At 71.3% G+C, this 25274-nt stretch carries 20 protein-coding genes; 14 read left to right on the top strand and 6 right to left on the bottom strand.

What is annotated here, in order from left to right; translation table 11 throughout:
- Nucleotides 1–86: 86 nt before the first annotated feature.
- Nucleotides 87–1175 carry a redox-regulated ATPase YchF gene (gene ychF, locus AB0411_RS19020; protein WP_366418438.1) on the top strand — a complete coding sequence of 363 codons (1089 nt, stop codon included), beginning with the start codon at nucleotides 87–89 and terminating at the stop codon, nucleotides 1173–1175.
- A gap of 181 nt (nucleotides 1176–1356) precedes the next feature.
- Here the strand turns inward: ychF and AB0411_RS19025 are convergent, their stop codons facing one another.
- Entirely contained in the window at nucleotides 1357–2097 is a 741-nt protein-coding gene (locus AB0411_RS19025; RefSeq protein WP_366418439.1) for a carbonic anhydrase, read from the bottom strand.
- Nucleotides 2098–2446: 349 nt separating this feature from the next.
- On the opposite strand from AB0411_RS19025, the gene AB0411_RS19030 reads away from it, so the two are divergent.
- Nucleotides 2447–3538: a class I SAM-dependent methyltransferase gene (locus AB0411_RS19030; protein ID WP_366418440.1), complete on the top strand. Its 1092-nt coding sequence runs from the start codon at nucleotides 2447–2449 to the stop codon at nucleotides 3536–3538.
- Nucleotides 3539–3587: 49 nt separating this feature from the next.
- Here the strand turns inward: AB0411_RS19030 and AB0411_RS19035 are convergent, their stop codons facing one another.
- Complete coding sequence (locus tag AB0411_RS19035) at nucleotides 3588–4334, bottom strand: PIG-L deacetylase family protein (RefSeq protein WP_366418441.1); 747 nt, start codon at nucleotides 4332–4334, stop codon at nucleotides 3588–3590.
- A 335-nt stretch (nucleotides 4335–4669) separates the two neighbouring features.
- Here AB0411_RS19035 and AB0411_RS19040 point away from each other — a divergent pair, with 335 nt between their 5' ends.
- From AB0411_RS19040 to AB0411_RS19065, 6 genes are all read left to right on the top strand, one after another.
- Entirely contained in the window at nucleotides 4670–5422 is a 753-nt protein-coding gene (locus AB0411_RS19040) for a GntR family transcriptional regulator (RefSeq protein ID WP_152104556.1), read from the top strand.
- Between the two features lie 256 nt (nucleotides 5423–5678).
- A complete protein-coding gene (locus AB0411_RS19045) occupies nucleotides 5679–7370 on the top strand; it encodes an APC family permease (protein WP_366418442.1) in 1692 nt (563 codons plus the stop codon).
- Between the two features lie 229 nt (nucleotides 7371–7599).
- Complete coding sequence (locus AB0411_RS19050) at nucleotides 7600–7779, top strand: SPOR domain-containing protein (RefSeq protein ID WP_086721904.1); 180 nt, start codon at nucleotides 7600–7602, stop codon at nucleotides 7777–7779.
- A gap of 52 nt (nucleotides 7780–7831) precedes the next feature.
- Nucleotides 7832–8272, top strand: a complete 441-nt coding sequence (locus AB0411_RS19055) for a (deoxy)nucleoside triphosphate pyrophosphohydrolase (RefSeq protein WP_366418443.1) — start codon at nucleotides 7832–7834, stop codon at nucleotides 8270–8272.
- Between the two features lie 491 nt (nucleotides 8273–8763).
- Nucleotides 8764–9225, top strand: a complete 462-nt coding sequence (locus AB0411_RS19060; RefSeq protein ID WP_366418531.1) for an ATP-binding protein — start codon at nucleotides 8764–8766, stop codon at nucleotides 9223–9225.
- Between the two features lie 160 nt (nucleotides 9226–9385).
- A complete protein-coding gene (locus tag AB0411_RS19065) occupies nucleotides 9386–12061 on the top strand; it encodes a SpoIIE family protein phosphatase (RefSeq protein ID WP_403147026.1) in 2676 nt (891 codons plus the stop codon).
- Between the two features lie 65 nt (nucleotides 12062–12126).
- Here AB0411_RS19065 and AB0411_RS19070 read toward each other — a convergent pair whose 3' ends face one another.
- The 4 genes from AB0411_RS19070 to AB0411_RS19085 form a co-directional block, all read right to left on the bottom strand.
- Nucleotides 12127–12924: a succinate dehydrogenase/fumarate reductase iron-sulfur subunit gene (locus AB0411_RS19070; RefSeq protein ID WP_366418445.1), complete on the bottom strand. Its 798-nt coding sequence runs from the start codon at nucleotides 12922–12924 to the stop codon at nucleotides 12127–12129.
- Nucleotides 12921–14864 carry a fumarate reductase/succinate dehydrogenase flavoprotein subunit gene (locus AB0411_RS19075; protein ID WP_366418446.1) on the bottom strand — a complete coding sequence of 648 codons (1944 nt, stop codon included), beginning with the start codon at nucleotides 14862–14864 and terminating at the stop codon, nucleotides 12921–12923. Before AB0411_RS19075 ends, AB0411_RS19070 begins: the two co-directional genes overlap by 4 nt.
- Before the next feature lie 35 nt (nucleotides 14865–14899).
- Nucleotides 14900–15727 (bottom strand): hypothetical protein, encoded by an 828-nt coding sequence (locus AB0411_RS19080; RefSeq protein WP_366418447.1) that lies wholly within the window; start codon nucleotides 15725–15727, stop codon nucleotides 14900–14902.
- A gap of 107 nt (nucleotides 15728–15834) precedes the next feature.
- Nucleotides 15835–16134, bottom strand: coding sequence for a hypothetical protein (locus AB0411_RS19085; RefSeq protein WP_366418448.1), 300 nt, complete (start codon nucleotides 16132–16134; stop codon nucleotides 15835–15837).
- Between the two features lie 404 nt (nucleotides 16135–16538).
- On the opposite strand from AB0411_RS19085, the gene AB0411_RS19090 reads away from it, so the two are divergent.
- The 6 genes from AB0411_RS19090 (at nucleotide 16539) to AB0411_RS19115 (ending at nucleotide 25267) form a co-directional block, all read left to right on the top strand.
- Nucleotides 16539–18935 carry an ABC transporter family substrate-binding protein gene (locus AB0411_RS19090; RefSeq protein WP_366418449.1) on the top strand — a complete coding sequence of 799 codons (2397 nt, stop codon included), beginning with the start codon at nucleotides 16539–16541 and terminating at the stop codon, nucleotides 18933–18935.
- 186 nt (nucleotides 18936–19121) lie between these two features.
- Nucleotides 19122–21026 carry a translational GTPase TypA gene (gene typA, locus AB0411_RS19095; RefSeq protein WP_366418450.1) on the top strand — a complete coding sequence of 635 codons (1905 nt, stop codon included), beginning with the start codon at nucleotides 19122–19124 and terminating at the stop codon, nucleotides 21024–21026.
- Nucleotides 21027–21212: 186 nt separating this feature from the next.
- On the top strand, nucleotides 21213–21545 hold the full coding sequence (locus AB0411_RS19100; protein WP_366418451.1) for an antibiotic biosynthesis monooxygenase family protein: 333 nt from the start codon (nucleotides 21213–21215) through the stop codon (nucleotides 21543–21545).
- Nucleotides 21546–21717: 172 nt separating this feature from the next.
- On the top strand, nucleotides 21718–23337 hold the full coding sequence (locus tag AB0411_RS19105) for a peptide ABC transporter substrate-binding protein (protein ID WP_366418452.1): 1620 nt from the start codon (nucleotides 21718–21720) through the stop codon (nucleotides 23335–23337).
- Between the two features lie 27 nt (nucleotides 23338–23364).
- Nucleotides 23365–24288: an ABC transporter permease gene (locus AB0411_RS19110; RefSeq protein WP_366418453.1), complete on the top strand. Its 924-nt coding sequence runs from the start codon at nucleotides 23365–23367 to the stop codon at nucleotides 24286–24288.
- The gene (locus AB0411_RS19115) at nucleotides 24281–25267 is read left to right on the top strand and encodes an ABC transporter permease (protein WP_366418454.1); all 987 of its coding nucleotides are present in this window, start codon (nucleotides 24281–24283) and stop codon (nucleotides 25265–25267) included. The genes AB0411_RS19110 and AB0411_RS19115 overlap by 8 nt, the downstream gene beginning before the upstream one ends.
- Nucleotides 25268–25274: the final 7 nt, after the last annotated feature.

Genomic DNA, 25274 nt, shown 5'->3' on the forward strand with positions numbered 1-25274 from the left:
GGCCCCGGCCGCGCCCCGTAGACTGGTGGATCGGCCCTCCGGGGCCGTGCCCACCCCACCACCTCGCTCGGAAGTCGAGTCGCCACGTGTCGCTCACGATCGGAATCGTCGGTCTGCCGAATGTCGGCAAGTCGACCATGTTCAACGCCCTGACCAAGAACGACGTGCTGGCGGCCAACTACCCGTTCGCCACCATCGAGCCGAACGTCGGCGTCGTCGGCGTCCCCGACCCGCGTCTGGCCAAGCTGGCCGAGATCTTCTCCTCCCAGAAGATCCTCCCGGCGACCGTCGACTTCGTCGACATCGCGGGCATCGTCCGCGGCGCCTCCGAGGGCGAGGGCCTGGGCAACAAGTTCCTCGCGAACATCCGCGAGTCCGATGCGATCTGCCAGGTCATCCGCGCCTTCAAGGACGAGAACGTCGTCCACGTCGACGGCAAGATCTCGCCCAAGGACGACATCGAGACCATCAACACCGAGCTGATCCTCGCCGACCTCCAGACCATCGAGAAGGTCCTGCCGCGCCTCCAGAAGGAGTCGCGCATCAAGAAGGACGTGGCCCCGAAGGTCAAGGCGGTCGAGGAGGCCAAGGCGATCCTGGAGAAGGGCGACACGCTCTTCGCCGCCGGCATCGTCCAGGGCTCCGGCAACGAAGAGCTCCTGCACGACCTCCACCTCCTCACCACCAAGCCCTTCCTCTACGTCTTCAACGTCGACGAGGACGAGCTGACCGACGAGGACTTCAAGAACCAGCAGCGCGCCCTGGTCGCCCCCGCCGAGGCCATCTTCCTGAACGCCAAGCTGGAGGCCGACCTCGCCGAGCTCGACGAGGACGAGGCCCTCGAACTCCTCCAGTCCGTCGGCCAGGACCAGCCGGGCCTGGCCACCCTCGCCCACGTCGGCTTCAACACCCTCGGCCTGCAGACCTACCTGACCGCCGGCCCCAAGGAAACCCGCGCCTGGACCATCAAGAAGGGCGCCACCGCCCCCGAGGCCGCCGGAGTCATCCACACCGACTTCCAAAAGGGCTTCATCAAGGCCGAGGTCATCTCCTTCGGCGACCTGGTGGAAACCGGCTCGGTCGCCGACGCCCGCGCCGCGGGCAAGGCCCGCATGGAGGGCAAGGAGTATGTGATGCAGGACGGGGATGTGGTGGAGTTCCGCTTCAACGTGTAGCCGCACTCCTGCCACGTGCGGCGTGCGTCGCCGTACGTGCGGAGCAAGAGCAAAGGGGCCGGACGCGGATGTCCGGTCCCTTTCGCGTTCCCTCGGGCAGCGCGGGCATGGCTGAACCGTAGCGGCTCGGCGGGGGTGGAGGTACGAGATCACCGGTGCCGGAGCGGGTCCGGCCCGCCGGTCAGGACGGTGCCCCCGCCAGCGCCTCCACCTTGCCGCTGTCCAGGGAGTAGTAGGCGCCCACCACGGCGAGGCGGCCCTTGGCGACGAGGGGAGCCAGGTCGCGGTTGGTGCGGAGGGCGGCTGCGGTCAGTTCGACCTGGGCGCGGGCCATGGTGTCGACGGGGTCGTCGCCGCCGCCCTTGCGGACCGTCTGCTCGTACGCCGGCCGCAGGGCCCTGGCGATCGCCTCCAGGTTGCCGGGCAGGGGCTTGCCGTCGCGGAGGGACTTGTAGGACGCCTCGACGGCGCCGCAGCGCTGGTGCCCGAGGACCACGATGAGGGGGGTGCCGCTCGTCATGGGGCCGTACTCCACGGAGCCGGTGACGACCGGGTCGATCGCTTCCCCGCCGGTGCGCATCACGTAGAGGTCGCCCAGGCCGGTGTCGAAGAGGAGCTCGGGCGGCACCCGGGAGTCGATGCAGGCGAGGACCGAGCCGAAGGGCACCTGCTTCTGGGCCACGAACTCGCGCCGGCTCGGGTCCCGGTCGGGGTGCTGGAGGTCGCCGCTCACCCAGCGGGCGTTGCCGTCCATCAGCCGCTCGAACGCCGCGGCGGGGGTGGTCGGCCGCGGCGACGGTGAGGGCGATTCCTCGTCCGCCACCGGGGCGGCGCTGGTCGAGGCGCAGCCAGCCAGAGTGGCGGCGGCCGCGACGCCGCCGGCGAGCACCGTTCTGCGATCCGGATGTCCCGCTGCGTCCATGGGCCGTTCTCCTCTGTCCGCCGAGATGCTTCCGTACGTGGTGACCGGGGCGATTGTGCGGCGCGGGGGCGGCGGGCGGCGGCAGGCGCAAGCGGGCGGGGGCCGCTTTGCCACCGACGGCCCACAGCAATCGGCCGGGACGGCGGCGCGAGCGCTGAAGACTCCGGGGCCGCCGCGTAGCATCGAAATGAGGCGAAAAGCGGGCAAGGTGCGCTGAAGGGGTGGTGTGGTCGAGGGGGGAGGCACGGCACGGGGTGTGCCGCGCCGCGACCCCGCGGTCTGTGGGCGGGGGAGTCGCACCGGGCTCCGGGCGGGGCGCACCGTACTCCGGCATCAGGAGGAGGCGGCGATGAGCGAGCGGACCCCGGCGCGCCCGGATCCGGTGCGGCAGGAGGAGTTCACCGGACGGATGCTCCAGGTGCTCAACGACTCCTGCCTGGGGCATCTGTGCAGCGTCGGCCACCGCGCGGGGCTGTTCGACGTGATGTCGGCTCTGCCGCCCGCGACCAGTGCGCGGATCGCCGGGGAGGCGGGGCTGGACGAGCGCTATGTGCGGGAGTGGCTGGGCGGGATGACGGTCGGGGGCATCGTCGAGTACGCGCCCGGGGACGGGTGCTACCGGCTGCCGCCCGAGCGCGCCGCCGTGCTGTCGCGGGCCGCGGGGCCGGACAACATGGCCGCGTTCATGCAGTACTTGGCGATGATGGGCGACGTCGAGGACGAGGTCCTCGCGGCGTTCCGGGACGGCGGCGGGGTGCCGTACTCCGCGTTTCCGCACTTCCAGGACGTGCAGGCCGAGGAGACGGCGCGGGTGTACGACGCCGCGCTGACCGGCACGATCGTGCCGCTGGTGCCGGGGCTCACCGGTCAACTGCGGTCCGGGATCGACGCCTTGGACATCGGCACCGGGCAGGGGCATGCCGTCAACCTGCTGGCACGCGCCTTCCCCGGGAGCCGCTTCGTGGGGGTGGACATCTCCGACGCGGGCATCGCCGCGGCACGCGCGGAGGCCGCGCGGTGGGGGCTGGCCAACGCCCGCTTCGAGGTGGCCGACACGGCCGAACTCACCGGCTCCTACGACCTGATCACCGCCTTCGACGTGATCCACGACCTGGCCCGGCCGGCGCGCACCCTGGCCGCCGTCGCCGGCGCGCTGCGGGACGACGGCGTCTTCCTGATGGGCGACATCGCGGCCTCCAGTGAGCTGTCCGAGAACATCGGCCATCCCCTGGGGCCCACCCTCTACGCCCTCTCGGTCTTCTACTGCATGACCGTCTCCCTCGCGGAGGGCGGCGCGGGGCTGGGCACGGCCTGGGGGCGGCAGACCGCGCTGCGGATGCTCCGGGAGGCCGGGTTCGGCGATGTCGTGACGCGGGAGGTGCCGGGCGACATCCTGAACGTCTACTACGTCGCGCGCAAGGACGGGAGCGGGCGGGAGTGAGGGGTGAGCAGGGGCCGGCCGGCTCTTCCGCCGGTCTTGCCGGCACCCCTCACCGGGGGAAGAGCTGGAAGAGCGTGGCCGGGTGGCCGCGGTAGCGTTCGCCGCCGCTGCGCAGCATCTGCTCGATGAAGCCGCGGGCGTAGGTGTGCGGGTCCTGGTCGGCGCCGCGCAGGCCCTTGATGTACGCGGCGTGTGCCGCCAGGGAGGCGACCGCGCGGTCGATGCCGGGGCCGACCTCGGCGGCGTGCGTGGGGTGCGGGGAGCCCGCCACGGCCACCCAGCGGACGCCGTTCCACGGTGCCAGGCCCTTCGCGCCGGCCAGCTCGGGGAAGATCCAGCGGTTGCCGGCGTCGCCCGCCGCGTCCAGGACGGCGCGGCCGACGACCCGGTGGTCGGGGCTGTTCCAGTGGCCGCCGTCCCAGGTGTCGTGGTGGTTGAGGGTGAGCAGCAGCTCGGGGCGGTGGCGGCGGATGGCCGCTGACAGGTCGCGGCGCAGCGCCGGGCCGGGCTCGATGACGCCGTCGTGGTGGTCGAGGAACTCGACGGTGTGGACGCCGACCAGCGCGGCGCCGGCCCGCTGCTCGGCCTCGCGGACCGTGGCGGCCCGGGCCGGTGCGACGCCGTCGATACCGGCCTCGCCGCGGGTGGCCAGGAGGTAGCTGACCTCGCGTCCCGCGGCGGTCCATTCGGCGATGGCGGCCGCGGCGCCGTATTCCAGGTCGTCGGGGTGCGCCACGACGGCGAGCGCCCGCTGCCAGTTGCCGGGCATGGGGGTGAGGTGGCGATCGGCGGGCATGGGATCCCTTCCTTCCGGTCCTGATACCGCGTCCCGCGCTCCGGGGTGCCGGGGTGTGTGCCGCCCTCCTCCTGCCGTGCGCCCCGTGCCGCGCGGGCCCGGCCCGGATCGTGCTCCCTTTCCGATCGTGACATGCATGGGCGGCGGCTACCGGGTGGAAGGAAGGGGTGGGGTGGCGCGGGGTGGGGGTGCCGGCGCCCGCCGTCCCCGCTCTCGGTCGTTTACACCGGCTGAGCTGGGTTTCATCACATCAGGTGAATACTTGGCCCAAGCTTGCGGTCGGCGACGCGCGGTTGCCACGCTGTTGCTGACTGTCAAGCTGTTGGGAGGGGCACGTGCCTTTCGGTGAGCAGCCCGCGTACCTCCGCGTCGCCGGCGACCTGCGTCAGAAGATCGTCGACGGGGTGCTGCCACCCCACACCCGCCTTCCCTCTCAGGCGCGCATCCGCGAGGAGTACGGCGTCTCGGACACCGTCGCCCTGGAGGCGCGCAAGGTCCTGATGGCCGAGGGGCTCGTCGAGGGCCGTTCGGGGTCGGGCACCTACGTCCGCGAGCAGCCCGTTCCGCGTCGGATCGCCCGGGTCGGGTTCCACTCCGCGGGCGGCTGTACGCCGTTCCGGCAGGAGCAGACCGACGAACGGGTGCGGGGCACCTGGGAGTCGCACAGCGAGCAGGAGCCGGCCGCCGCGCCCATCGCGGCCCGGCTGCGCATCTCGCAGGACGCCAAGGTGATGCGGACGCGCTACGTCTTCCGGGCGGAGGGGGAGCCGTCGATGCTCTCGACCTCCTGGGAGCCCCTGGAGGTGACCGGGCGGACGCCCGTGATGCTGCCGGAGGAGGGGCCGCTGGCCGGGCGCGGGGTGGTCGAGCGGATGGCGGCCATCGACGTGGTGGTGGACAACGTGGTCGAGGAGGTCGGGGCCCGGCCCGCGCTGGCGGAGGAGGCCATGACGCTGGGCGGGGTGCCGGGCCATGCGGTGCTGGTCGTCTCGCGGACGTACTACGCGGGCGGCCGGCCGGTCGAGACGGCCGATGTCGTCACCCTCGCCGACCGGTACCGGGTCGCCTATCACCTGCCGGTGAAGTAGCCGGGGACCGCTTTTTGTCCCCTTCGTGCCCGCCTGTGCGCGTGCGCGAGACGCAAAGAGTCCGCCCCTGGTTCTCGGCCAAGCGTCCGTTTCGAGGTGGTTTGTTGGCAAAAAATGGCTGAAACCTTGTGTTGGATAAGTCACAGAGCCTCAACTGGGCGCCTTTTTCGGGCTGCTGTGGGAAGCCGTCGCTCCGATTCGCTCTTACGATGGCGAAGTTTGTGCACGGCACGGGGGAAGACCAGGAGACCAGCACGTGAGCACGACGAAGACCCCGAGCGCGGAGCAGGGCTCCCACTCGAATTACCGTCGGTCCCTCGGGACCATCGCCCTGACCGCCACGGGTCTCGGGTCCATCATCGGCTCCGGCTGGCTCTTCGGGGCCGAACGCGCCGCTGCCATCGCCGGCCCGGCCGCGATCCTCGCGTGGGTCATCGGCGCGCTCGTCGCCCTGACGATCGCCCTCACCTACACCGAGCTCGGCTCGATGTTCCCCAAGGCCGGCGGCATGGTCCGCTACGGCCAGTACTCGCACGGCTCGCTCGCCGGATACCTCGCGGCCTGGGCGAACTGGATCGCGATCGTCTCGGTCATCCCGGGTGAGGCCACCGCCTCGGTCCAGTACATGAGTTCCTGGGACTTCGGCTGGGCGCACGCGCTCTACGACGGCAAGGAGCTGACCGGCACCGGCGTCGGGCTCGCCAGCGTCCTGCTGATCTTCTACTTCTTCCTCAACTGGTTCGCGATCACGCTCTTCGCGAAGACCAACACCGCGATCACGGTCTTCAAGGTCGTCGTCCCGGTGCTGACCGCGAGCGCGCTGATGGTGGCGCACTTCGACACCGGCAACATCGTCCACCACGGCGGCTTCACGCCCAACGGCTGGAGCTCGGTCTTCACCGCCGTCGCCGTCTCCGGCATCGTCTGGGCCTACAACGGCTTCCAGTCCCCGCTGAACATGGCCGGCGAGGCCCGCAACCCCGGCAAGTCGCTGCCGAAGGCCGTCGTCTGGTCGATCGTGATCGCGCTGGTCATCTATGTCGCCCTGCAGGTCGCGTTCCTGATGGCGGTGCCCGGTGACAAGCTGAGCGCCGGCGGTGGCTGGGCCGGGCTCGGCTTCAACTCGCCGCTCGCCGACCTCGCGGTGGCCTGGGGCCTGAACTGGCTGGCGCTGCTGCTGTACGCGGACGCCTTCGTCTCGCCGTCCGGTACGGGCATGATCTACGCGGCCACCACCTCGCGCATGATCCACGGCGTGCAGGAGAACGGCCATCTGCCGGGCATCTTCGGCAAGGTGGACAAGAAGACCGGTGTCCCGCGCCCGGCGCTGCTGCTCAACCTCGCGATCGCCTTCCTGTTCCTCGCGGTCTTCCGCGGCTGGGGCTCGCTCGCCGAGATCGTCTCGGTCGCCACGGTCATCTCGTACATCACCGGCCCGGTCGCCGTGATGTCGCTGCGCCGTCTGTCGCCGGACCTCACGCGCCCGGTCAAGCTGCGGGCGATGCCGGTCATCGCGCCGATCGCGATGATCTTCGGTTCGCTGGTGCTCTACTGGGGCCGCTGGCCGCTGACCGGCAAGGTCATCCTGATCATGGCCGTGGGACTGCCGGTCTGGGCCTGGTACGAGATCGGCAAGCCGCTGACCCAGGGCCGCAAGCCGTGGGCCGAGCTGCGTCCGCACCTCAAGGCCGGTGCCTGGATGGTGGCGTACCTGCTGGTCATGGCCGCCGTCTCGTACCTGGGCGGCAAGGACTTCGGCGGCAAGGGCTACCTGCCGGAGGGCTGGGACATCCTCCTGGTCGCCCTGATCGGCCTCGCCTTCTACTACTGGGGCGTGCGCAGCTCCTGGCGCAACCCGTCGCTGGTCCACGCCGAGGCCGAGATCGAGGCGGCGCAGCAGGAGGAGGCCGCACAGGCCGACGAGGCCAAGGCGTCCGTCGGCGCCTGAGCCGCCCGCCCTTTCGTTCCCTGCCCGAGCCCCTCGGGCCCACCGGCCACTCGCAGGCCGCTTCCGGTACGCCGGCGGCCCGCGGGTGGCCGGTTCGGTACCTCTTTGTGAAAATCCATATCCGGTGAGTAAAGGTCGGGCGTAGGGTCGGGCATATGCGGATTGCGATTTCGGCATCAGCAGACCAGGGGCGTGCGACGGCGCGCTACGCGGCGGACGGAGGGGCGCAATGACCGAGGGTGGAGCCGTGCTCCCCTGGCTCGTCATCCGCCAGGACGAAGGTGGCAACCGGTATCGCGTGGGCCGCTATGCCACCCGAGCGGAGGCGGAGCGGGTGGCCGACCGGCTCGGCTCGCGCGGTCACCAGCAGCTTTATGTGGTCGAGAAGGCCGACCGGGCGGTGACCTGAGGGGCGGTGAGCGGGGGAGCGGGACGCGAGCGGGGGACGTAGGCTGCCGCGCATGAGGACCGTGCGCGTAGTGGTGGGCGGAGCGGTGTGCGAGCGCGGGCGGCTGCTGGCCGCCCGGCGCAGCGCACCGCCCGCACTGGCCGGCCGCTGGGAGCTGCCCGGCGGCAAGGTGGAGGACGACGAGACACCCGAGCAGGCGCTGGAGCGCGAGCTGCGCGAGGAGCTGGGTGTCGAGGCGGCGGCCCAGGAACGGATTCCCGGGGAGTGGGTGCTGCGACCCGGCTATGTCCTGCAGGTGTGGACGGCCCGGCTGGTGTCCGGGGCGCCGCGCCCCCTGCAGGACCATGACGAGCTGCGCTGGCTGCTGCCGGGCGAGGAGTCCCAGGTCGACTGGCTGGACCAGGACCGCCCGGCGGTGGCCGAGGCGATGCGCCGGCTGGCGGGGACCGCCAGGGTGCCGGGGAGCGCCGGAGTGCCGGGCGCACGGCCGTAGCCGCCGTCCCTCCGCCCACTTCACCCACGGGCCGTCCGCGGCCCGCACAGCGCCGGTTCACGCCCCCGCACGGCCCGTTGTGCGGCCCGCGCCGGTCCGTGCGCCCCCGAAGGCCGGGACCGCCCGCCGTCGCGCCCGCCGCCCGTACGGCCGCCTTCCGTGCCCCTGCCGCCCCCATGGCCTTCGCGGCCCTGCCGCGCCCTCCCTGCCGCCGGCGCCCTGCCGGGTCCTCCCGCACCGGAACTCTGCCGCCCGCTCCCGCCGTCGGCACCCGGCCGCACCCTCCCGCCGTCGGCGCCTCTTTCCGCACGACAGCTCCCGGCGCCCCTGCCTGCCCCGCCCGTCGCGACCCCTCCGCCCCGGCGCAGCAATTTGTTTCATTTGTGCCACAGTGCACCGCTGCAGGCGGTACTGAGGGATAGATACCGGGTATGTCCATGATTGACCCCTTCGGCGCAGACAAGGCGACGGGGATGCCATCGGGCTGGGATGTGATCGGCGTGAGCGACAGCGCAGCGGCAGGGGTCCCGGAGCCGGGCTCCGGGAACGTCCGCAAGCGCGGCAGGGCTCCCGGCTCGCCCACTGCCGAATGGAGCTTTCCCGCCGACCCCGGTGCGGTGCGCACGGCCCGTACGGCGGTCCGGCGGGTGCTGGCCGACTGGGGGCTGAACGGCGCCGCCGACATGGCCGTACTACTCGTGAGCGAGCTCGTCACCAACTCCCTGCGGCACGCCAGCGGACCGATCGGGGTCCGTATGGTGCTTTTGAACACCGACGGGCTGCTCGTCGAGGTCTCCGATCCGCTGCCCGATCCGCCACAGGAGCGCGACGCCGCTCCCGACGACGAGGGAGGTCGTGGATTGCAGCTGGTCGCATGCAGTTCGCGGCGCTGGGGGACCCGTCGTGGAAAGAGTGGCAAGACAGTGTGGTTCGAGCTGTCGGTGGCTGGTTAGGAGACAGGTGGGTCTGATCGTTGCCAATTCATCGACATTCTGTCGATGGCCTGCGATCGAGACTGTGCTGTGATCGTGAAGACCGTGTTCCGGATAGTCGAGGTGCTGGATACTCAGGCGGGTCCGGTCCGGGCACGATGAGCTGGAGGGGACGGGGCTCGTGAGCGAGTTGTCATCTGGCGGGACAGAACCCGCGCAGGCCGATGGTCAGGGCGGTGCGGACGGCTCCGGCGAACCAGGTGGCCGCCCCCGCGCGCGCGAGCTGCAAGGTCCGCCCGTGTGGCAGAGCAGCCGGCCCGGATCGATCTATGACTACATCCGCGTGGCCTCCTTCTCGCTCGGCCCCGACGGGCGGATCGACCAGTGGAGCGAGCGGGCCGAGCACATGCTCGGGATCCCCGCGCGCCACGCCCTCGGCAAGGACCCCGTCGAGGCGTTCGTCCCCCGTGAGTTGCGGGCGACCGGGCGCCGCAAGGTGTCCGAGATACTCGACGGCCGGGAGTGGACCGGCCTGGTGCCCTACCGCAAGGAGGAGGGGGCGGACGCCGACGGGCTCGCCGAGATCTATGTGATGCCCTCGCGCGACGAGAACGGCGAGCGGGCTGCGGTCTGCCTCGTCGTCGATGTCCGTGCGCTGCGCGGCATCGAGACCGACCTCGCCGCTTCGCAGGCCGTTTTCGGTCAATCTCCCATGGGCTTCACCCTGTTCGGCACGGACCTGAAGCTGCTGCGGGTCAACGAGCGGTTCGCCACGGTCTTCGGCGGCCCCGCGAGCAAGTACCGCGGCTGCGGCCCGCACGACTTCCTGCCGCGCTCCGAGGCCGAGCGGATGACCGTCGCGCTGCGCCGCGTCCTGGAGACCGGCGAGCCGGTCACCGAGATGCAGCTGGTCGGGATGGCGCCCGGCGAGGAGGACCGCCGCCGCTGGTCGGTGTCGCTCTACCGGCTGCACGGCGCCAGCGGCCGCCCCATCGGCGTCGCCGCGCTGGCCGCGGACGTGACCGGCCGCCGCCGGGCGGAGCGCGAGGCCGCCAGCGCCCGCCGCAACCTCGCCCTGCTCAACGAGGCCGGCGCCCGGATAGGCAACTCCCTCGACCTGGAGACCACCGCCCGCACCCTCCTGGACGTCGCCGTACCGCAGTTCTGCGACCTGGCCTCGGTGGACCTCTACCAGGGCCTGCTGTCGGGCGACGAGGCCCCGCCCGGCATGAGCGACGGCAGCGCGGAGCTGCGCCGGGTCGCGTTCGCCAGCGCCGTGTCGGACGCCCCGCTCCCCACCGCCCCGGGCGACGCCCCCGGGCCGGTCGCGGTCGGCGCCGTCCACCGCTACCCCTTCAACTCCCCCTGCGCGGGCGCCCTGCGGACCGCCCACGCGCAGATCATCCCGGGCCGGGAGAGCGACGAGGGGCCGGAGCTGGGCGCGGTGGTGCAGTCCACGCTCGCCGTCCCGATGGTCGCCAGGGACACCGTCGTCGGACTGGTGCAGTTCTCCCGTACGAAGGGCAGCGAGCCCTTCGGGGAGCGCGACACCGCGCTCGCCGTCGAACTCGCCGCGCGCGCCGCGGTCTGCATCGACAACGCCCGCCTCTACCGCCGCGAGCACGAGCGCGCCCTGATATTGCAGCGCAGCCTGCTGCCGCCCGGCGACCCCGAGGCCGCCGGCCTGGACATCGCCTGCCGCTACCTGCCCGGCACCACCGCCACCGAGGTCGGCGGCGACTGGTTCGACGTCATCGAACTCCCGGGCCACCGTACGGCGCTGGTCGTCGGCGATGTCATGGGACGCGGGCTGCGCGCCGCCGTCGCGATGGGGGAACTGCGCACCGCCGTAAGGACCCTGGCGCTGCTGGACCTGGAGCCGGCCGAGGTGCTCTCGGCCCTGGACGAGATCGCCCGCGGGCTCGGCGGCGACGGCGAGGGCAGGTCGTCCTCGGCGCGCTCCGCCCGCGGCCGGTCCGCGGCCGCCGAGGGCACCGGGGAGCCGCGCCGCTCCGCCCGCACCGCCGACCTCTCCGAGGTCTACCTCGCCACCTGCGTCTACGCCGTCTACGACCCGGTCACCCGGCGCTGCACGTTCGCCAACGCCGGGCATCTGCCGCCGGTCCTCGTCGAGGACGGCGAGGACGCCCTGCTGCTGGACGTGCCGCCGGGGATGCCGCTCGGCGTCGGCGGCGAGCCCTTCGAGGAGATCGAGGTCGAGCTGCCGGACGGTGCGCTGCTGGCGCTCTACACCGACGGTCTGGTGGAGTCCCGCCACCATCCGCTGGAGGAGGGGCTGCAGGCGTTCCGGACGGCCCTCTCGCATGCCGACCGCCCGCTGGAGGACGCCTGCGACCAGGTGCTGAGCGCGATGGACACCTCGCACGGCGAGGACGACATCGCACTGCTGATGGCACGGGTGCACGGGCTGCCCAAGGACGCGGTGGGCGACTGGAACCTGGCGCCGGAGGCCCGTTCGGTGGCCCGCGCCCGCGAACTCGCCCGCGACCAGCTGACGGACTGGGGCCTGCAGGACCTGGTCGACACCACGGAGCTGCTGGTCAGCGAGCTGGTGACCAATGCGCTGCGGCACGGCCACGGCGAGATCCGGCTGCGGCTGCTGCTGGACCGCACCCTGGTCTGCGAGGTCTGGGACGCCGACCTCGCCCAGCCGCGCCGCCGCCGGGCCCGGGACACCGACGAGGGCGGCCGCGGGCTGCAGCTGGTCGGCCTGCTGAGCCAGGGGTGGGGCAGCCGCCGCACCCCGCGCGGCAAGACCGTGTGGTTCGAACTCGCGCTGCCGGACGGGGAGTCGGCGGCGGTGGACCCGGCGGAAGCGCTGCTGAGCCTGTTCTGAGCGCGGGGCGGGGCCCGGGGCACGCGCCCCGGGCCCCGCCCCGTCCGGTCATGCCCGGTGCCCGGTCATTCGCCGCGACGCCGGATCTTGTTCCCGAGCCACACCAGTGGGTCGTACTTGCGGTCCGCCGCGCGCTCCTTCAGCGGGATCAGCGCATTGTCGGTGATCTTGATGTGCTCGGGGCAGACCTCGGTGCAGCACTTGGTGATGTTGCAGTAGCCCAGTCCGTGGTCGTCCTGCGCGGTGCGCTTGCGGTCGATGCCGGACTCCGGGGCCGCGTCCAGCGGATGCATGTCGAGCTCGGCGATCCGCATCAGGAAGCGCGGCCCGGCGAAGGCCTCCTTGTTCTCCTCGTGGTCCCGGACCACATGACAGGTGTCCTGGCACAGGAAGCACTCGATGCACTTGCGGAACTCCTGAGACCGGCCGACGTCCTCCTGCCGCATCCGGTACTCACCGGGGCCCAGCTCCGGGGGCGGTACGAACGCCGGGATCTCGCGGGCCTTGGTGTAGTTGAAGGACACATCGGTGACCAGGTCGCGGATGACCGGGAAGGCCCGCATGGGCGTGATGGTGAGGGTCTCCGTGCGGTCGAAGACCGACATCCGGGTCATGCACATCAGCCGCGGCCGCCCATTGATCTCCGCGCTGCACGAACCGCACTTGCCGGCCTTGCAGTTCCAGCGGACGGCGAGATCGGGTGCCTGGGTCGCCTGGAGGCGGTGGACGATGTCCAGCACCACCTCGCCCTCGTGCACCTCGACCGTGAAGTCCTCCAGCTCCCCGGAGTCCGCGTCGCCCCGCCACACCCTGAAGTGCGCCTGGTAGACGCCGGACTGCTGCTCTTCCTGCGACACGCTCACCGGCTCAGCTCCTCGTCGGTCAGATACTTCGCCAGCTCGTCCTTCTCGAACAGTTCCAGGAGGTCGCGGCGGATCGGCGGGGTCTCGCGGCGGGAGAGGCGGATCTGGCCCAGCGCCGCGTCGGCGGCCCGTGCGTCGCCCTGCGGGTCGGCGAGTTCACAGACCAGGTTGATGTTGCGCCAGGTGCGGTCCATCGCCGGATGGTCGTCGCGGGTGTGCCCGCCGCGGCTCTCCTCGCGCTCCAGCGCCGCCCGTGCCACACACTCGCTGACCAGCAGCATGTTCCGCAGGTCGAGGGCCAGGTGCCAGCCGGGGTTGTACTGCCGGTGCCCCTCGACGCCGGCCCGCCGGGCCCGCACCCGCAGCTCGGCCAGCCGCTTCAGGGCCTCGAACATCTCGCTTTCCTTGCGGATGATGCCGACCAGGTCGTTCATCGACTGCTGGAGCTCTTGGTGCAGGGTGTACGGGTTCTCCGCCGGGCCCGGTTCGCGGCCGGTCTCCGCCTCCACGAGCTCGGCGCTGAAGGGGCGCAGGGCCTCCGCCTCCGCCGCGTCGATCTGCAGCGGGTCGACGGCCGGGCGCTCGGGCCGCGAGGCCGCGTACTCGGCCGCGTGCAGCCCCGCCCGGCGGCCGAAGACCAGCAGGTCGGACAGGGAGTTGCCGCCGAGCCGGTTGGAGCCGTGCATCCCGCCGGCCACCTCGCCGGCCGCGAACAGGCCCGGTACGCCGGTCGCCGCCGCGGTGTCCGGGTCCACGTCCACCCCGCCCATCACGTAGTGACAGGTCGGGCCGACCTCCATCGGCTCGGCGGTGATGTCCACATCCGCCAGCTCCTTGAACTGGTGGTGCATCGACGGCAGCCGGCGTTTGATCACCTCCGCCGGCATCCGGGTGGAGACGTCCAGATAGACGCCGCCGTGCGGGGAGCCGCGGCCCGCCTTGACCTCGGAGTTGATGGCGCGGGCGACCTCGTCGCGGGGCAGCAGCTCGGGCGGGCGGCGGTTGTGGTCCGGGTCCTCGTACCAGCGGTCGCCCTCGTCCTCGGTCTGGGCGTACTTGTCCTTGAAGACGTCCGGGATGTAGTCGAACATGAAGCGCTTGCCCTCGCTGTTGCGCAGCACCCCGCCGTCCCCGCGGACGGACTCGGTCACGAGGATGCCCTTCACCGACGGCGGCCAGACCATGCCGGTGGGGTGGAACTGCACGAACTCCATGTTGATCAGCGGCGCCCCGGCCAGCAGCGCCAGCGCGTGCCCGTCGCCGGTGTACTCCCAGGAGTTCGAGGTCACCTTGAAGGACTTGCCGATGCCGCCGGTGGCCAGCACCACCGCGGGGGCCTCCAGCACGAAGAAGCGACCGGACTCCCGCTCGTAGCAGAAGGCGCCGGCGACCCGGCCGTCCGTCTTGAGGACCCGGGTGACCGTGCACTCCTGGAAGACCTTCAGCCGGGCGTCGTACGCGCCGAACTCCCGCTCGTCCTCCTGCTGCAGCGAGACGATCTTCTGCTGGAGGGTGCGGATCAGCTCCAGTCCCGTACGGTCGCCGACGTGCGCGAGGCGCGGATACTCGTGGCCGCCGAAGTTGCGCTGGGAGATCCGGCCGTCCGCGGTGCGGTCGAAGAGCGCGCCCCAGGTCTCCAGCTCCCACACCCGGTCCGGGGCCTCACGGGCGTGCAGCTCGGCCATCCGCCACTGGTTGAGGAACTTCCCGCCGCGCATGGTGTCGCGGAAGTGGACCTGCCAGTTGTCGTGCTCGTTGGCGTTGCCCATGCTGGCGGCGATGCCGCCCTCGGCCATCACCGTATGCGCCTTGCCGAACAGGGACTTGCAGATCACGGCCGTTCGCATGCCGGCCTCGCGGGCCTCGATGGCGGCACGCAGTCCGGCGCCGCCGGCGCCCACCACGACCACGTCCCATGCCTGCCGGTCCACATGCGCCATCAGAGGGCACACCTTTCCTTAGGAGATGCTGTCGTCTAGAAGAAGCGCGGGTCCACGATGGCCCCGCTGGCCAGCAGGAAGACATAGAAGTCCGCGACGGCCACGCTGATCAGCGAGGACCACGCGAGCAGCATGTGCCGTTCGTTGAGCTTGCCGACCCAGCCCCACAGCCGGTAGCGCACCGGGTGCTTGGAGAAGTGCCGCAGCCGGCCGCCGACGATGTGCCGGCAGGAATGACACGACAGGGTGTACGCCCAGATCAGCGCGATGTTGACGAGGAAGACCAGGGTGCCCAGGCCCATGTGGCCCCAGGCGTAGTGCGCGTCGCGGAAGGTCAGCGCCGTGTCGTAGGTCAGCACGCCCGCGACCAGCACCGCGAAGTAGAAGAAGTAGCGGTGGATGTTCTGCAGGATCAGCGGGAAGCGGGTCTCACCGGTGTACTTCTTGTGCGGCTCGGCGACCGCGCAGGCCGGCGGCGACGCCCAGAACCCGCGGTAGTAGGCCTTGCGGTAGTAGTAGCAGGTCAGCCGGAAGCCCAGCGGGAAGATCAGGATGAGCAGCGCGGGGGACAGGCCCCACCAGCTGCCGAAGAGCTCCCAGTTGGGGCCGCCGCGCATGGTGCGGCAGTTCTCCGCCAGGCAGGGCGAGTAGAACGGCGAGACATAGGGCGCGTGGTAGTAGTCGGCGTTCGCGAACGCCCGCCAGGTCGAGTAGACGATGAACGCGAACAGTCCGGCGGCGGTGCCGGCCGGTGCCAGCCACCAGCGGTCGGTGCGCAGGTGACGGGCTGGGATGGCGGCGCGCGAGGCGGTGTGCACACCGTTCGCGGGCGCTGGTGGGGAGGGTTCGGTGCCAGTGGCCAACGTCGGTCTCCGTGAAGGGCGCTCCGTCGGGGCGGGGGCGGCGAAGGCACCGCCGGGGCGGGGCGGGACGGGTTGAGGGGCGGTTGAGCGGGATTCCTGTCAGGTCGTCAGGGCGCGTGGCCGTTCCTGGAGCCGAGCCCCTCGTCCTCGGCGTCGGTCCACAGCGCGGAGTCGTAGGGGGCGTCGGGGATCGTCACCATCTCCTCGACCGCGACGCCCGGACGGCGGGGCGGACCGGCGGCCACGCTCTGCTTCAGCAGGGTCAGGCTCTCGCGCAGGTGGTCCGTGTCGCTGCGCAGGCGGCGGATGTCCAGGCAGGCGTCGAGCTGCGCCTCCAGTCGTCCCACCGACCGGACCAGGCCGTCCAGGCTGCGTTCCACCGCCGTCAATTCGTCCTGAAGGGACATGCGTGCCCTCACTTTTGAAGGTGTGGTGGGCGATCTCATGCGCCCGAGAGTGTCGCGCGTCACAGTAGGCGTTGGGAAGGGGGCAGGCACGATTACGACTCGAACCGGTGCGTTTCGGCAACCATGCGCCCCGGTGCGGGTCGAACGCGGATACGAGAACCGCCTGGTGGGCGGGGCTGTCCGCACCCCTGTACGCCCTGTTTCCGGCCGCTGCCGAGGTGCGGGGTTGGGCCGGGCGGGTGGGGTTGGTGCCCCGGCCGACGTGTCGGGCGGCCGGGCCGCACGGGGTCGCTTTCAGTAGGGGGGCCATAGATGTGATGAGCCCCAAAGTCGGCCGAACGTGGTGCGCCGTCAGGTCCCCGGCGGCGCGCGGCGCGGCGCGGGCGAGCCCGGAGGTAACCGTCATGACCGACCACGACCATCCCTCAGGCCGTCGCGCGGCGTGCCGCGGACGCCGCTGTGCCGCGCTCGTCGCGGTGGGGGCGCTGCTCCCGCTGCCGGCCCTGGCCGGATGCACGGACGAGGCCCGGGAGACCTCCGTCGCCACGTCCCAGGACATCGCCCGCGCGCCCCGCGGCGAGCTGAAGGAGGGCGGCACCCTGCGCTGGGCCGTCGACGGGATGCCCGGCACCCTCAACGCCTTCCAGTCCGACGCCGACGCGACCACCACGCGGATCGCCGGCGCGGTGCTGCCCAGCATGTTCACCATCGACGAGAGCGGCAGGCCGCAGCGCAACGCCGACTACCTGGACGCCGCGGACATCAGCGCCCGCGACCCCAAGCAGGTCGTCACCTACAAGATCAATCCCAAGGCGCGGTGGAGCAACGGCGCGGCGATCACCGCCGCCGACTTCATCGCCCAGTGGAACGCGTTGCGCGGCAGGGACAACGCCTTCTGGACCGCCCGCAACGCCGGGTACGACCGGATCGGCAAGGTCGAACAGGGCGCGGACTCCCACGAGGTCAAGGTCACCTTCGCGCGGCCCTACGCGGACTGGCGGTCCCTGTTCACCCCGCTCTACCCCCGGAGCGTGATGGGCAGCGCCGACGCCTTCAACGACGGCGCCCGCGAGCAACTCAGGGTCGGCGCGGGGCCGTTCCTCGTCCAGAAGCGGGACGCCAAGGAGGGGCGCGTCGTCCTCGTGCGCAACCCGAAGTGGTGGGGCGACCGCGCCAAGCTCAAGAAGATCGTGATGGTGTCGCTGCCCGGCGGCAAGCGGGCCGCCGCGCTGGCCGACGGGAGCATCGACGTCGCCGCGGTCGACCAGGTCGCCGCGAAGCGGGTCGCCTCCGCCCGGCGCGCCTCCTCCGGGGCGCCCCACACGTCCGGCGAGGGCAACGCGGGCCCGCAGGGCGACGGGAAGCGGGCCGCCCGGTCCGGCGCCAAGGCCGCCGCCGCCGAGAACACCGTCCTGCGCGGCTACACCATCCGCAAGGCCCTGGAGCCCGCCTACACCCAGCTCGCCCTCAACGGCAGCAGCGGGCCGCTGACCGACGACCGGGTGCGGCGCGCGGTGGCCCGCGCCATCGACCGCCAGGCGCTCGCCGACACCGTCCTCAAGCCGCTCGACCTGCCCTCCAGGCCGCTCGGCAGCCATCTGCTGATGGCCGAGCAGTACGGCTACCAGGACCACAGCGACGCGCTCGGCGACCAGGACACCGCGGCGGCCACGGCGCTGCTCGCGGACGCCGGCTGGAAGAGCGACGGCGCCGACCGCCAGCAGGCCGGCGAGAAGGCGGGCGCCCCGGCGCCGGGCGCCGACCGCGCCGACCGGGACGAGGACGGCGACGACCCGTCCGACGACCGCTACGGGGACGCCTCCGCCGACGACGGCCCGGACGGCGACGGCGACGGCGACGACCGCAACCCGGCCCGGTCCGGCCACGGCGCCCCGCCCGCCAGGGGCGGGCAGGAGGCGGGTGTCCGGCCCGCCGCCGCCGAGGCCCCGCTGTCCTTCACCGGCGCGGTCGGCTCCGAGGTCCAGCAGGCCGCCCTGCTGCGGCAGAGCGCCTCGTTCTACAAGCAGGCGGCGGCCCGCGAGAAGGACGCGGCGGACGGCGACACCGGGTCCGCGGCGTACGCCCGGTACAAGCAGTACCGCAAGCGCGCGGCGCAGTCGCTCGGCGCGGCCGAGCGGATCGAGACCGGGCAGGCCCCCGACCTGCCGGGATCCGGCGGGCACCCGGGCCTGCGCACGGCCGCCGAGCGCCCCGCCGACGCGGCCGCCGCGCCGCTGCCGGCCGGCCACAAGGGGGCGAAGGTCGCCGCCGTCAAGAAGGACGGCAGGCCGCTGACCCTGCGCTTCGTGGTCCCCGACGGCGGCGGCTCGGTGCAGCTGCGCACCGTCGGACGGCAGATCGCCACCATGCTCGGCAGGATCGGCATCCAGACGTCCATCCAGCGGGTCTCCGACGCCAGCTACTTCCAGGACCACATCGCCTCCGGCGACTACGACCTGGCGCTGTACTCGTGGCCCGGCACCGCCTACCCGGCGACCGATGCCCGGCCGATCTACGCCAAGCCGCAGCCCGCGCCCGACGGCTCGCTGACCGTCGAGCAGAACTACACCCGGGTCGGCACCGACCGCATCGACCAGCTCTTCGACCAGGCGGCCTCCGAGCTGGACGAGGGCGCCGCGCGCACGCTGGTGGCACAGGCCGACGCCCGGATCTGGGCGGCCGCCGGATCGATTCCGCTCTACCAGCGGCCCGAGCTGGTGGCCACGAAGAAGACGCTGGCCAACGTCGGCGCCTTCGGCTTCGCCACGCCCCGCTTCCAGGACATCGGCTACCAGATGTAGCGGGGCGCGGTCCCGGCGGTCATGAGGAGCGAAACCGCAGGTCAGGTGGCATAAGTACGGGCTGCGGCGGCCAATGCCGCCGCAGCCCCGTACGATGGGGTGAGGCCGTGGCTTCGTTATGCCCGGCAGGTGCGCGTACCGAATGGACGTGCCGCCACCCACGATTCCGGGAGAAGCGCCGCCAGTATGCCCACGCGCCACGACATTCGTAACGTAGCCATCGTCGCCCACGTCGACCACGGGAAGACGACCCTCGTCGACGCCATGCTCAAGCAGGCCGGCGCGTTCGCCGAACACGCCGCCGAAAAGCTCGACGACCGGATGATGGACTCCAACGACCTGGAGCGTGAGAAGGGCATCACGATCCTCGCCAAGAACACGGCGGTGAAGTATCACCCCAAGGACGGCGGGGACCCGATCACGATCAACATCATCGACACCCCCGGCCACGCCGACTTCGGTGGCGAGGTCGAGCGCGGTCTGTCGATGGTCGACGCGGTCGTCCTGCTGGTCGACGCCTCCGAGGGTCCGCTCCCGCAGACCCGCTTCGTGCTCCGCAAGGCCCTCGCGGCCCGGATGCCGGTCATCCTGTGCATCAACAAGACCGACCGCCCCGACTCCCGGATCGACGAGGTCGTCAACGAGACCTACGACCTCTTCCTGGACCTGGACGCGGACGAGGACCAGATCGAGTTCCCGATCGTCTACGCCTGCGCCCGTGACGGCGTCGCCTCGCTGACCAAGCCGGAGGACGGCACCGTCCCCGCCGACAGCGAGAACCTCCAGCCGTTCTTCACCACGCTGCTGGAGCACGCCCCGGCGCCGGAGTACGACGCCGAGGCCCCGCTCCAGGCCCACGTCACCAACCTCGACGCGGACAACTTCCTCGGCCGTATCGCGCTGCTCCGGGTCGAGCAGGGCGAGCTGCGCAAGGGCCAGAACGTCGCCTGGATCAAGCGTGACGGCTCGATCCAGAACGTCCGCATCACCGAGCTGATGATGACCGAGGCGCTCACCCGCAAGCCCGCCGAGGTGGCCGGCCCGGGCGACATCTGCGCGGTCGCCGGTATCCCCGACATCATGATCGGCGAGACCCTGGCCGACCCGGAGAACCCGATCGCGCTGCCGCTGATCACGGTCGACGAGCCGGCCATCTCCATGACCATCGGCACCAACACCTCGCCGCTGGTCGGCCGCGGCGGTACCGGCAAGGGCGCGGACGCCAAGAACGCGGTCAAGGACCGCAAGGTCACCGCCCGCCAGGTCAAGGACCGCCTGGAGCGTGAGCTGATCGGTAACGTCTCGCTGCGCGTGCTGGAGACCGAGCGCCCCGACGCCTGGGAGGTGCAGGGCCGCGGCGAGCTGGCGCTGGCCATCCTGGTCGAGCAGATGCGCCGCGAGGGCTTCGAGATGACCATCGGCAAGCCGCAGGTGGTCACCAAGGAGGTCGACGGCAAGACGCACGAGCCCGTCGAGCGGATGACCATCGACGTGCCCGAGGAGCACATGGGCGCCGTCACGCAGCTGATGGGTGTCCGCAAGGGCCGGATGGACAACATGTCCAACCACGGCTCCGGCTGGGTCCGCATGGAGTTCGTCGTCCCCTCCCGCGGCCTGATCGGCTTCCGTACCGAGTTCCTGACCAACACCCGCGGCACCGGTATCGCGCACTCCATCCACGAGGGCCACGAGCCGTGGTTCGGCCAGCTCTCCACCCGTAACAACGGCTCCCTGGTCGCCGACCGCTCCGGCGCGGTCACCGCCTTCGCGATGACCAACCTCCAGGAGCGCGGTGTGCTCTTCACCGACCCGGGCACCGAGGTGTACGAGGGCATGATCGTCGGCGAGAACTCCCGCTCCGACGACATGGACGTCAACATCACCAAGGAGAAGAAGCTCACCAACATGCGCTCCTCCTCGGCCGACTCGTTCGAGGCGATCGTGCCGCCGCGCAAGCTGTCGCTGGAGCAGTCCCTGGAGTTCTGCCGCGACGACGAGTGCGTCGAGGTGACCCCGGAGGCCGTGCGCATCCGCAAGGTCGTCCTGGACCAGAAGGAGCGCGGCCGCACCGCGTCGCGCGCCAAGCGGTAACACCGGCAACGACCCTGGCCGGGGCACCGGCCGGGGGTGACGGGGCGTCCCTCCGCGTGAGGGGCGCCCCGTTTTCCGTACCCAAAGGGCGGTGGGGCGGTCCGGGCGAGGGGGCGCGGCCGGGCTCCGCGGCGGTGGCGCCCCGGCCGCGGCCGCGTTGTCAGTGGCCGGCGGCAGACTGTCGGTATGGCAGCTGCAACGAAGATCGAGACCGGGCGCACGATCGCCACGCTCATCAATGTGTTCACCGTCCTGCCCGAGCGGCAGGCGGAGCTGGTGGCGGTGCTCAGCCGGGCCACCGAGGAGACGATGCAGGACCGGCCGGGGTTCATCTCGGCGAACATCCACGCCAGCGCCGACGGCGAACGGGTCGTCAATTACGCGCAGTGGGAGAGCGAGGAGCACTTCCGGGCGATGCTGGCCGACCCGAGTGCGCAGGAGCACATGACGCAGGCCGCGGCGCTGGCGGAGGGGTTCGATCCGCGGCTGTTCGCGGTGGAGTCCGTGCACCACATATAGGGACCTCCGAAGGGGGCGCCGCCGGGCCCCCGCTCCGTTCCCGCTCCCTCCCCGCTCGGGCATCCGAGGGGTTTCTCCGGTCTTCGGAGCAGGGTCGGTCGCCGTCGAAGTGCGGTACGTCCCCCTTTGCGCTCTGATGTGGCTAGGCATGATCCGGACCTGAGGAGACGTCATGCGGAGAGCCACGCGCGCGAAGTGGTGCGGCTGCGCCCTCGTCGTCGCCCTCGTGGCCACGGCATGCGGGGGCGGGGCCGGGGCAGGCCGATCCGGGGTGGTCAGCTCGTCCTGGGGCGATCCGCAGAACCCGCTGGAGCCGGCCAACACCAACGAGGTCCAGGGCGGCAAGGTGCTGGAGATGCTGTTCCGGGGCCTCAAGCGCTACAACCCGAAGACCGGCGCGGCGGAGAACGTCATCGCGGACCGCATCGAGACCGCGGATTCACGGAATTTCACGGTGACGCTGAAGAAGGGCTGGACCTTCAGCAACGGCGAGAAGGTCACGGCCAGGTCTTTCGTGGACGCCTGGAACTACGGCGCGCTGCTGACCAACAAACAGAAGAACGCGGCGTTCTTCCAGTACATCGACGGCTTCGCGCAGGTGCATCCGGACAGCGGGACCCCGCGGGCCAAGACCCTGTCGGGGCTGGTGGTGAAGGACGACCACACCTTCACCGTCAAGCTCAACCAGAAGTTCTCCAGCTGGCCGGACACGCTGGGCTACTCGGCCTTCATGCCGCTCCCGCAGGCGTTCTTCCGGCATCACGCCGACTGGATCGCCAAGCCGGTCGGGAACGGGCCGTACCTCGTGGACTCCTACGAAAAGGGGTCCGTGCTGCGGATGCGGAAGTGGCAGAAGTACCCCGGCGACGACCCGGCGCGAAACGGCGGGATCGACCTGCGGGTCTACACGGACAACAACACCGCCTACACCGATCTGCAGGCGGGCAACCTCGATCTGGTCGACGACGTGCCGGCCGCGCAGCTGAAGCATGTGAAGGCGGACCTCGGGGGCCGCTACCTCAACCAGCCGGCCGGGATCATCCAGACCCTGACCTTCCCCATGTACGACAAGCGGTGGAACCACCCGGGCGCGGAGAAGCTGCGGCGCGGCCTGTCTATGGCGATCGACCGGGCCCAGATCACCCGGGAGATCTTCCAGCGGACCCGCACCCCCGCCACCGACTGGACCTCGCCGGTGCTGGGGGCGAACGGCGGCTACAAGGCGGGGCTGTGCGGCGACGCCTGTGTGTTCGACCCGGCCAGGGCGAAGCAGCTGATCAAGGAGGGCGGCGGCATCCCGGGCGGGACGATGATGCTCGCGTACAACGCCGACACGGGCTCCCACAAGGACTGGATCGACGCCGTCTGCAACAGCGTCAACAAGTCGCTGGGGGACGACAACGCCTGCGTCGGCAACCCGGTCGGGACGTTCGCCGACTTCCGGAACAAGATCACCGCCAAGCGGATGACCGGGCCGTTCCGGGCCGGCTGGCAGATGGACTACCCGCTGATCCAGAACTTCCTGCAGCCGCTGTACTACACCGACGCCTCGTCCAACGACGGCAAGTTCAGCAACCACGCCTTCGACAAGCTGGTGAACGAGGCCAACGCGGCCACGGACACCGGCCGGGCCGTCGCGACGTTCCAGGACTCGGAGAAGATCCTCGCCCAGCAGATGCCGGCCATTCCGCTCTGGTACCAGAACGGCAGCGCCGGCTATTCGGAGCGGATCGGCAATGTCTCGCTGAACCCGTTCAGCGTGCCCGTCTACAACGAGATCAAGGTCAACTGACGACGGTGCGAGGGAGGTTGACGCGTCATGGGACGCTACACGGTCCGGCGGCTGCTCCAGATGATCCCGGTGTTCATCGGCAGCACGTTCCTGATCTTCTTCATGGTCTACGCGCTGGGCGACCCCGTGGCCGCGATGTTCGGCGACCGGGCCCCCGACCCCGCCACCGCCGCGCAGATCCGCCGCGACCTCTACCTCGACGAGCCGCTGTGGAAGCAGTACCTGCACTACATGGGCCAGATCTTCCACGGGAACTTCGGCACCGCGTTCAACGGCCAGTCGGTCACCGAGCTGATGGCCTCCGCCTTTCCCGTCACGCTCCGGCTGACCATCGTCGCCGTGGTGATCGAGATGGTGGTGGGCATCGTGCTGGGGGTGTTCAGCGGGCTGCGCCGCGGCCGGGACATCGACACCACGGTGCTGGTCCTCACCCTGGTCGTGGTCTCCATCCCGACGTTCGTCAGCGGCTATCTGCTGCAGTTCGTCTTCGGGGTGCAGTGGGGCTGGGCCGCGCCGTCGGTCGCCCCCGAGGCGCCGCTGAACGAACTGCTGCTGCCGGGCCTGGTGCTGGCGCTGGTCTCGCTGGCCTACGTCACCCGGCTGACCCGTACCTCCATCGCGGAGAACGCCCGCGCCGACTACGTCCGTACGGCCCTCGCCAAGGGCCTGCCCCGGCGCCGGGTCATCACCCGCCATCTGCTGCGCAATTCGCTGATCCCCGTGGTGACCTTCATCGGCACGGACATCGGCGCCCTGATGGGCGGCGCGATCGTCACCGAGCGCATCTTCAACATCCACGGCGTCGGATTCCAGCTCTACCAGGGCATCCTGCGGCAGAACTCACCGACCGTCGTGGGCTTCGTGACGATCCTGGTGCTGGTCTTCCTGCTGGCGAACCTCCTCGTCGACCTGTTGTACGCCGTCCTCGACCCGAGGATCCGCTATGCCTGATCCCTATGTCCCCAAGGAAGCCATCGGCCACGGCGACGGCGGCTCCGCCGCGCTGGCCATCGGCGAGGCGGAGTCGCTGGAGCGGCGGCCCGGCGCGCCGGGCGCCGGACCGCCCGGACCCGAGCCCCTCGGCAAGCCCCGCAGCCTGTGGAGCGACGCCTGGCACGACCTGTACCGCAACCCCGTCTTCGTGATCTCCGCGCTGGTCATCGTCTTCCTGGTGATCATCGCGATCTGGCCGCAGCTGATCGCCACCGGCAACCCGTACCGCGCGGACCTCGCCAAGGCGCAGCAGGGCTCCCAGCCCGGCCACCCCTTCGGCTTCGACACCCAGGGCCGGGACGTCTACACCCGGGTGGTCTACGGGGCCCGCGCCTCCATCACCGTCGGCGTCTGCGCCACGACCGGCGCGGCCCTGCTCGGCAGCCTGCTGGGCGGGCTGGCGGGCTTCTTCGGCGGCTGGGGCGACACCCTGCTCTCCCGGCTCGCCGACATCTTCTTCGGCATCCCGGTGATCCTCGGCGGCCTGGTCTTCCTCTCCGTCGTCACCAGCACCACGGTCTGGCCGGTGGTCGGCTTCATCGTGCTGCTCGGCTGGCCGCAGATCTCCCGTATCGCCCGCGGCTCCGTCGTCACCGCCAAACAGAACGACTACGTCCAGGCCGCACGGGCCCTGGGCGCCGGCAACGGGCGGATGCTGCTGCGGCACATCGCCCCGAACGCCGTCGCCCCGGTCATCGTCGTGGCCACCATCGCGCTCGGTACGTACATCGCGCTGGAGGCGACGCTCTCCTACCTCGGCGCGGGCCTGAAGCCGCCCACCGTCTCCTGGGGCATCGACATCTCCACGGCGTCCACGTACATCCGCACCGCGCCGCACATGCTGCTGTGGCCCGCGGGTGCGCTGAGCATCACGGTGCTGGCGTTCATCATGCTCGGCGACGCGGTGCGCGACGCCCTCGACCCCAAGCTGCGCTGAGGAGCCG

It is taken from the genome of Streptomyces angustmyceticus (assembly GCF_040701845.1).
Classification (GTDB): Bacteria; Actinomycetota; Actinomycetes; order Streptomycetales; family Streptomycetaceae; genus Streptomyces; species Streptomyces angustmyceticus_A.

Excerpts from the sequence above, each read along its gene's own strand:
- AB0411_RS19025 (WP_366418439.1), bottom strand. The coding sequence starts at position 2,097 with ATGGACGCAGCGGGACATCCGGATCGCAGAACGGTGCTCGCCGGCGGC.
- AB0411_RS19030 (WP_366418440.1), top strand. The coding sequence starts at position 2,447 with ATGAGCGAGCGGACCCCGGCGCGCCCGGATCCGGTGCGGCAGGAGGAG.
- AB0411_RS19035 (WP_366418441.1), bottom strand. The coding sequence starts at position 4,334 with ATGCCCGCCGATCGCCACCTCACCCCCATGCCCGGCAACTGGCAGCGG.
- AB0411_RS19050 (WP_086721904.1), top strand. The coding sequence starts at position 7,600 with ATGACCGAGGGTGGAGCCGTGCTCCCCTGGCTCGTCATCCGCCAGGAC.
- AB0411_RS19055 (WP_366418443.1), top strand. The coding sequence starts at position 7,832 with ATGAGGACCGTGCGCGTAGTGGTGGGCGGAGCGGTGTGCGAGCGCGGG.
- AB0411_RS19075 (WP_366418446.1), bottom strand. The coding sequence starts at position 14,864 with ATGGCGCATGTGGACCGGCAGGCATGGGACGTGGTCGTGGTGGGCGCC.
- AB0411_RS19085 (WP_366418448.1), bottom strand. The coding sequence starts at position 16,134 with ATGTCCCTTCAGGACGAATTGACGGCGGTGGAACGCAGCCTGGACGGC.
- AB0411_RS19090 (WP_366418449.1), top strand. The coding sequence starts at position 16,539 with ATGACCGACCACGACCATCCCTCAGGCCGTCGCGCGGCGTGCCGCGGA.
- typA (WP_366418450.1), top strand. The coding sequence starts at position 19,122 with ATGCCCACGCGCCACGACATTCGTAACGTAGCCATCGTCGCCCACGTC.
- AB0411_RS19100 (WP_366418451.1), top strand. The coding sequence starts at position 21,213 with ATGGCAGCTGCAACGAAGATCGAGACCGGGCGCACGATCGCCACGCTC.
- AB0411_RS19105 (WP_366418452.1), top strand. The coding sequence starts at position 21,718 with ATGCGGAGAGCCACGCGCGCGAAGTGGTGCGGCTGCGCCCTCGTCGTC.
- AB0411_RS19110 (WP_366418453.1), top strand. The coding sequence starts at position 23,365 with ATGGGACGCTACACGGTCCGGCGGCTGCTCCAGATGATCCCGGTGTTC.
- AB0411_RS19115 (WP_366418454.1), top strand. The coding sequence starts at position 24,281 with ATGCCTGATCCCTATGTCCCCAAGGAAGCCATCGGCCACGGCGACGGC.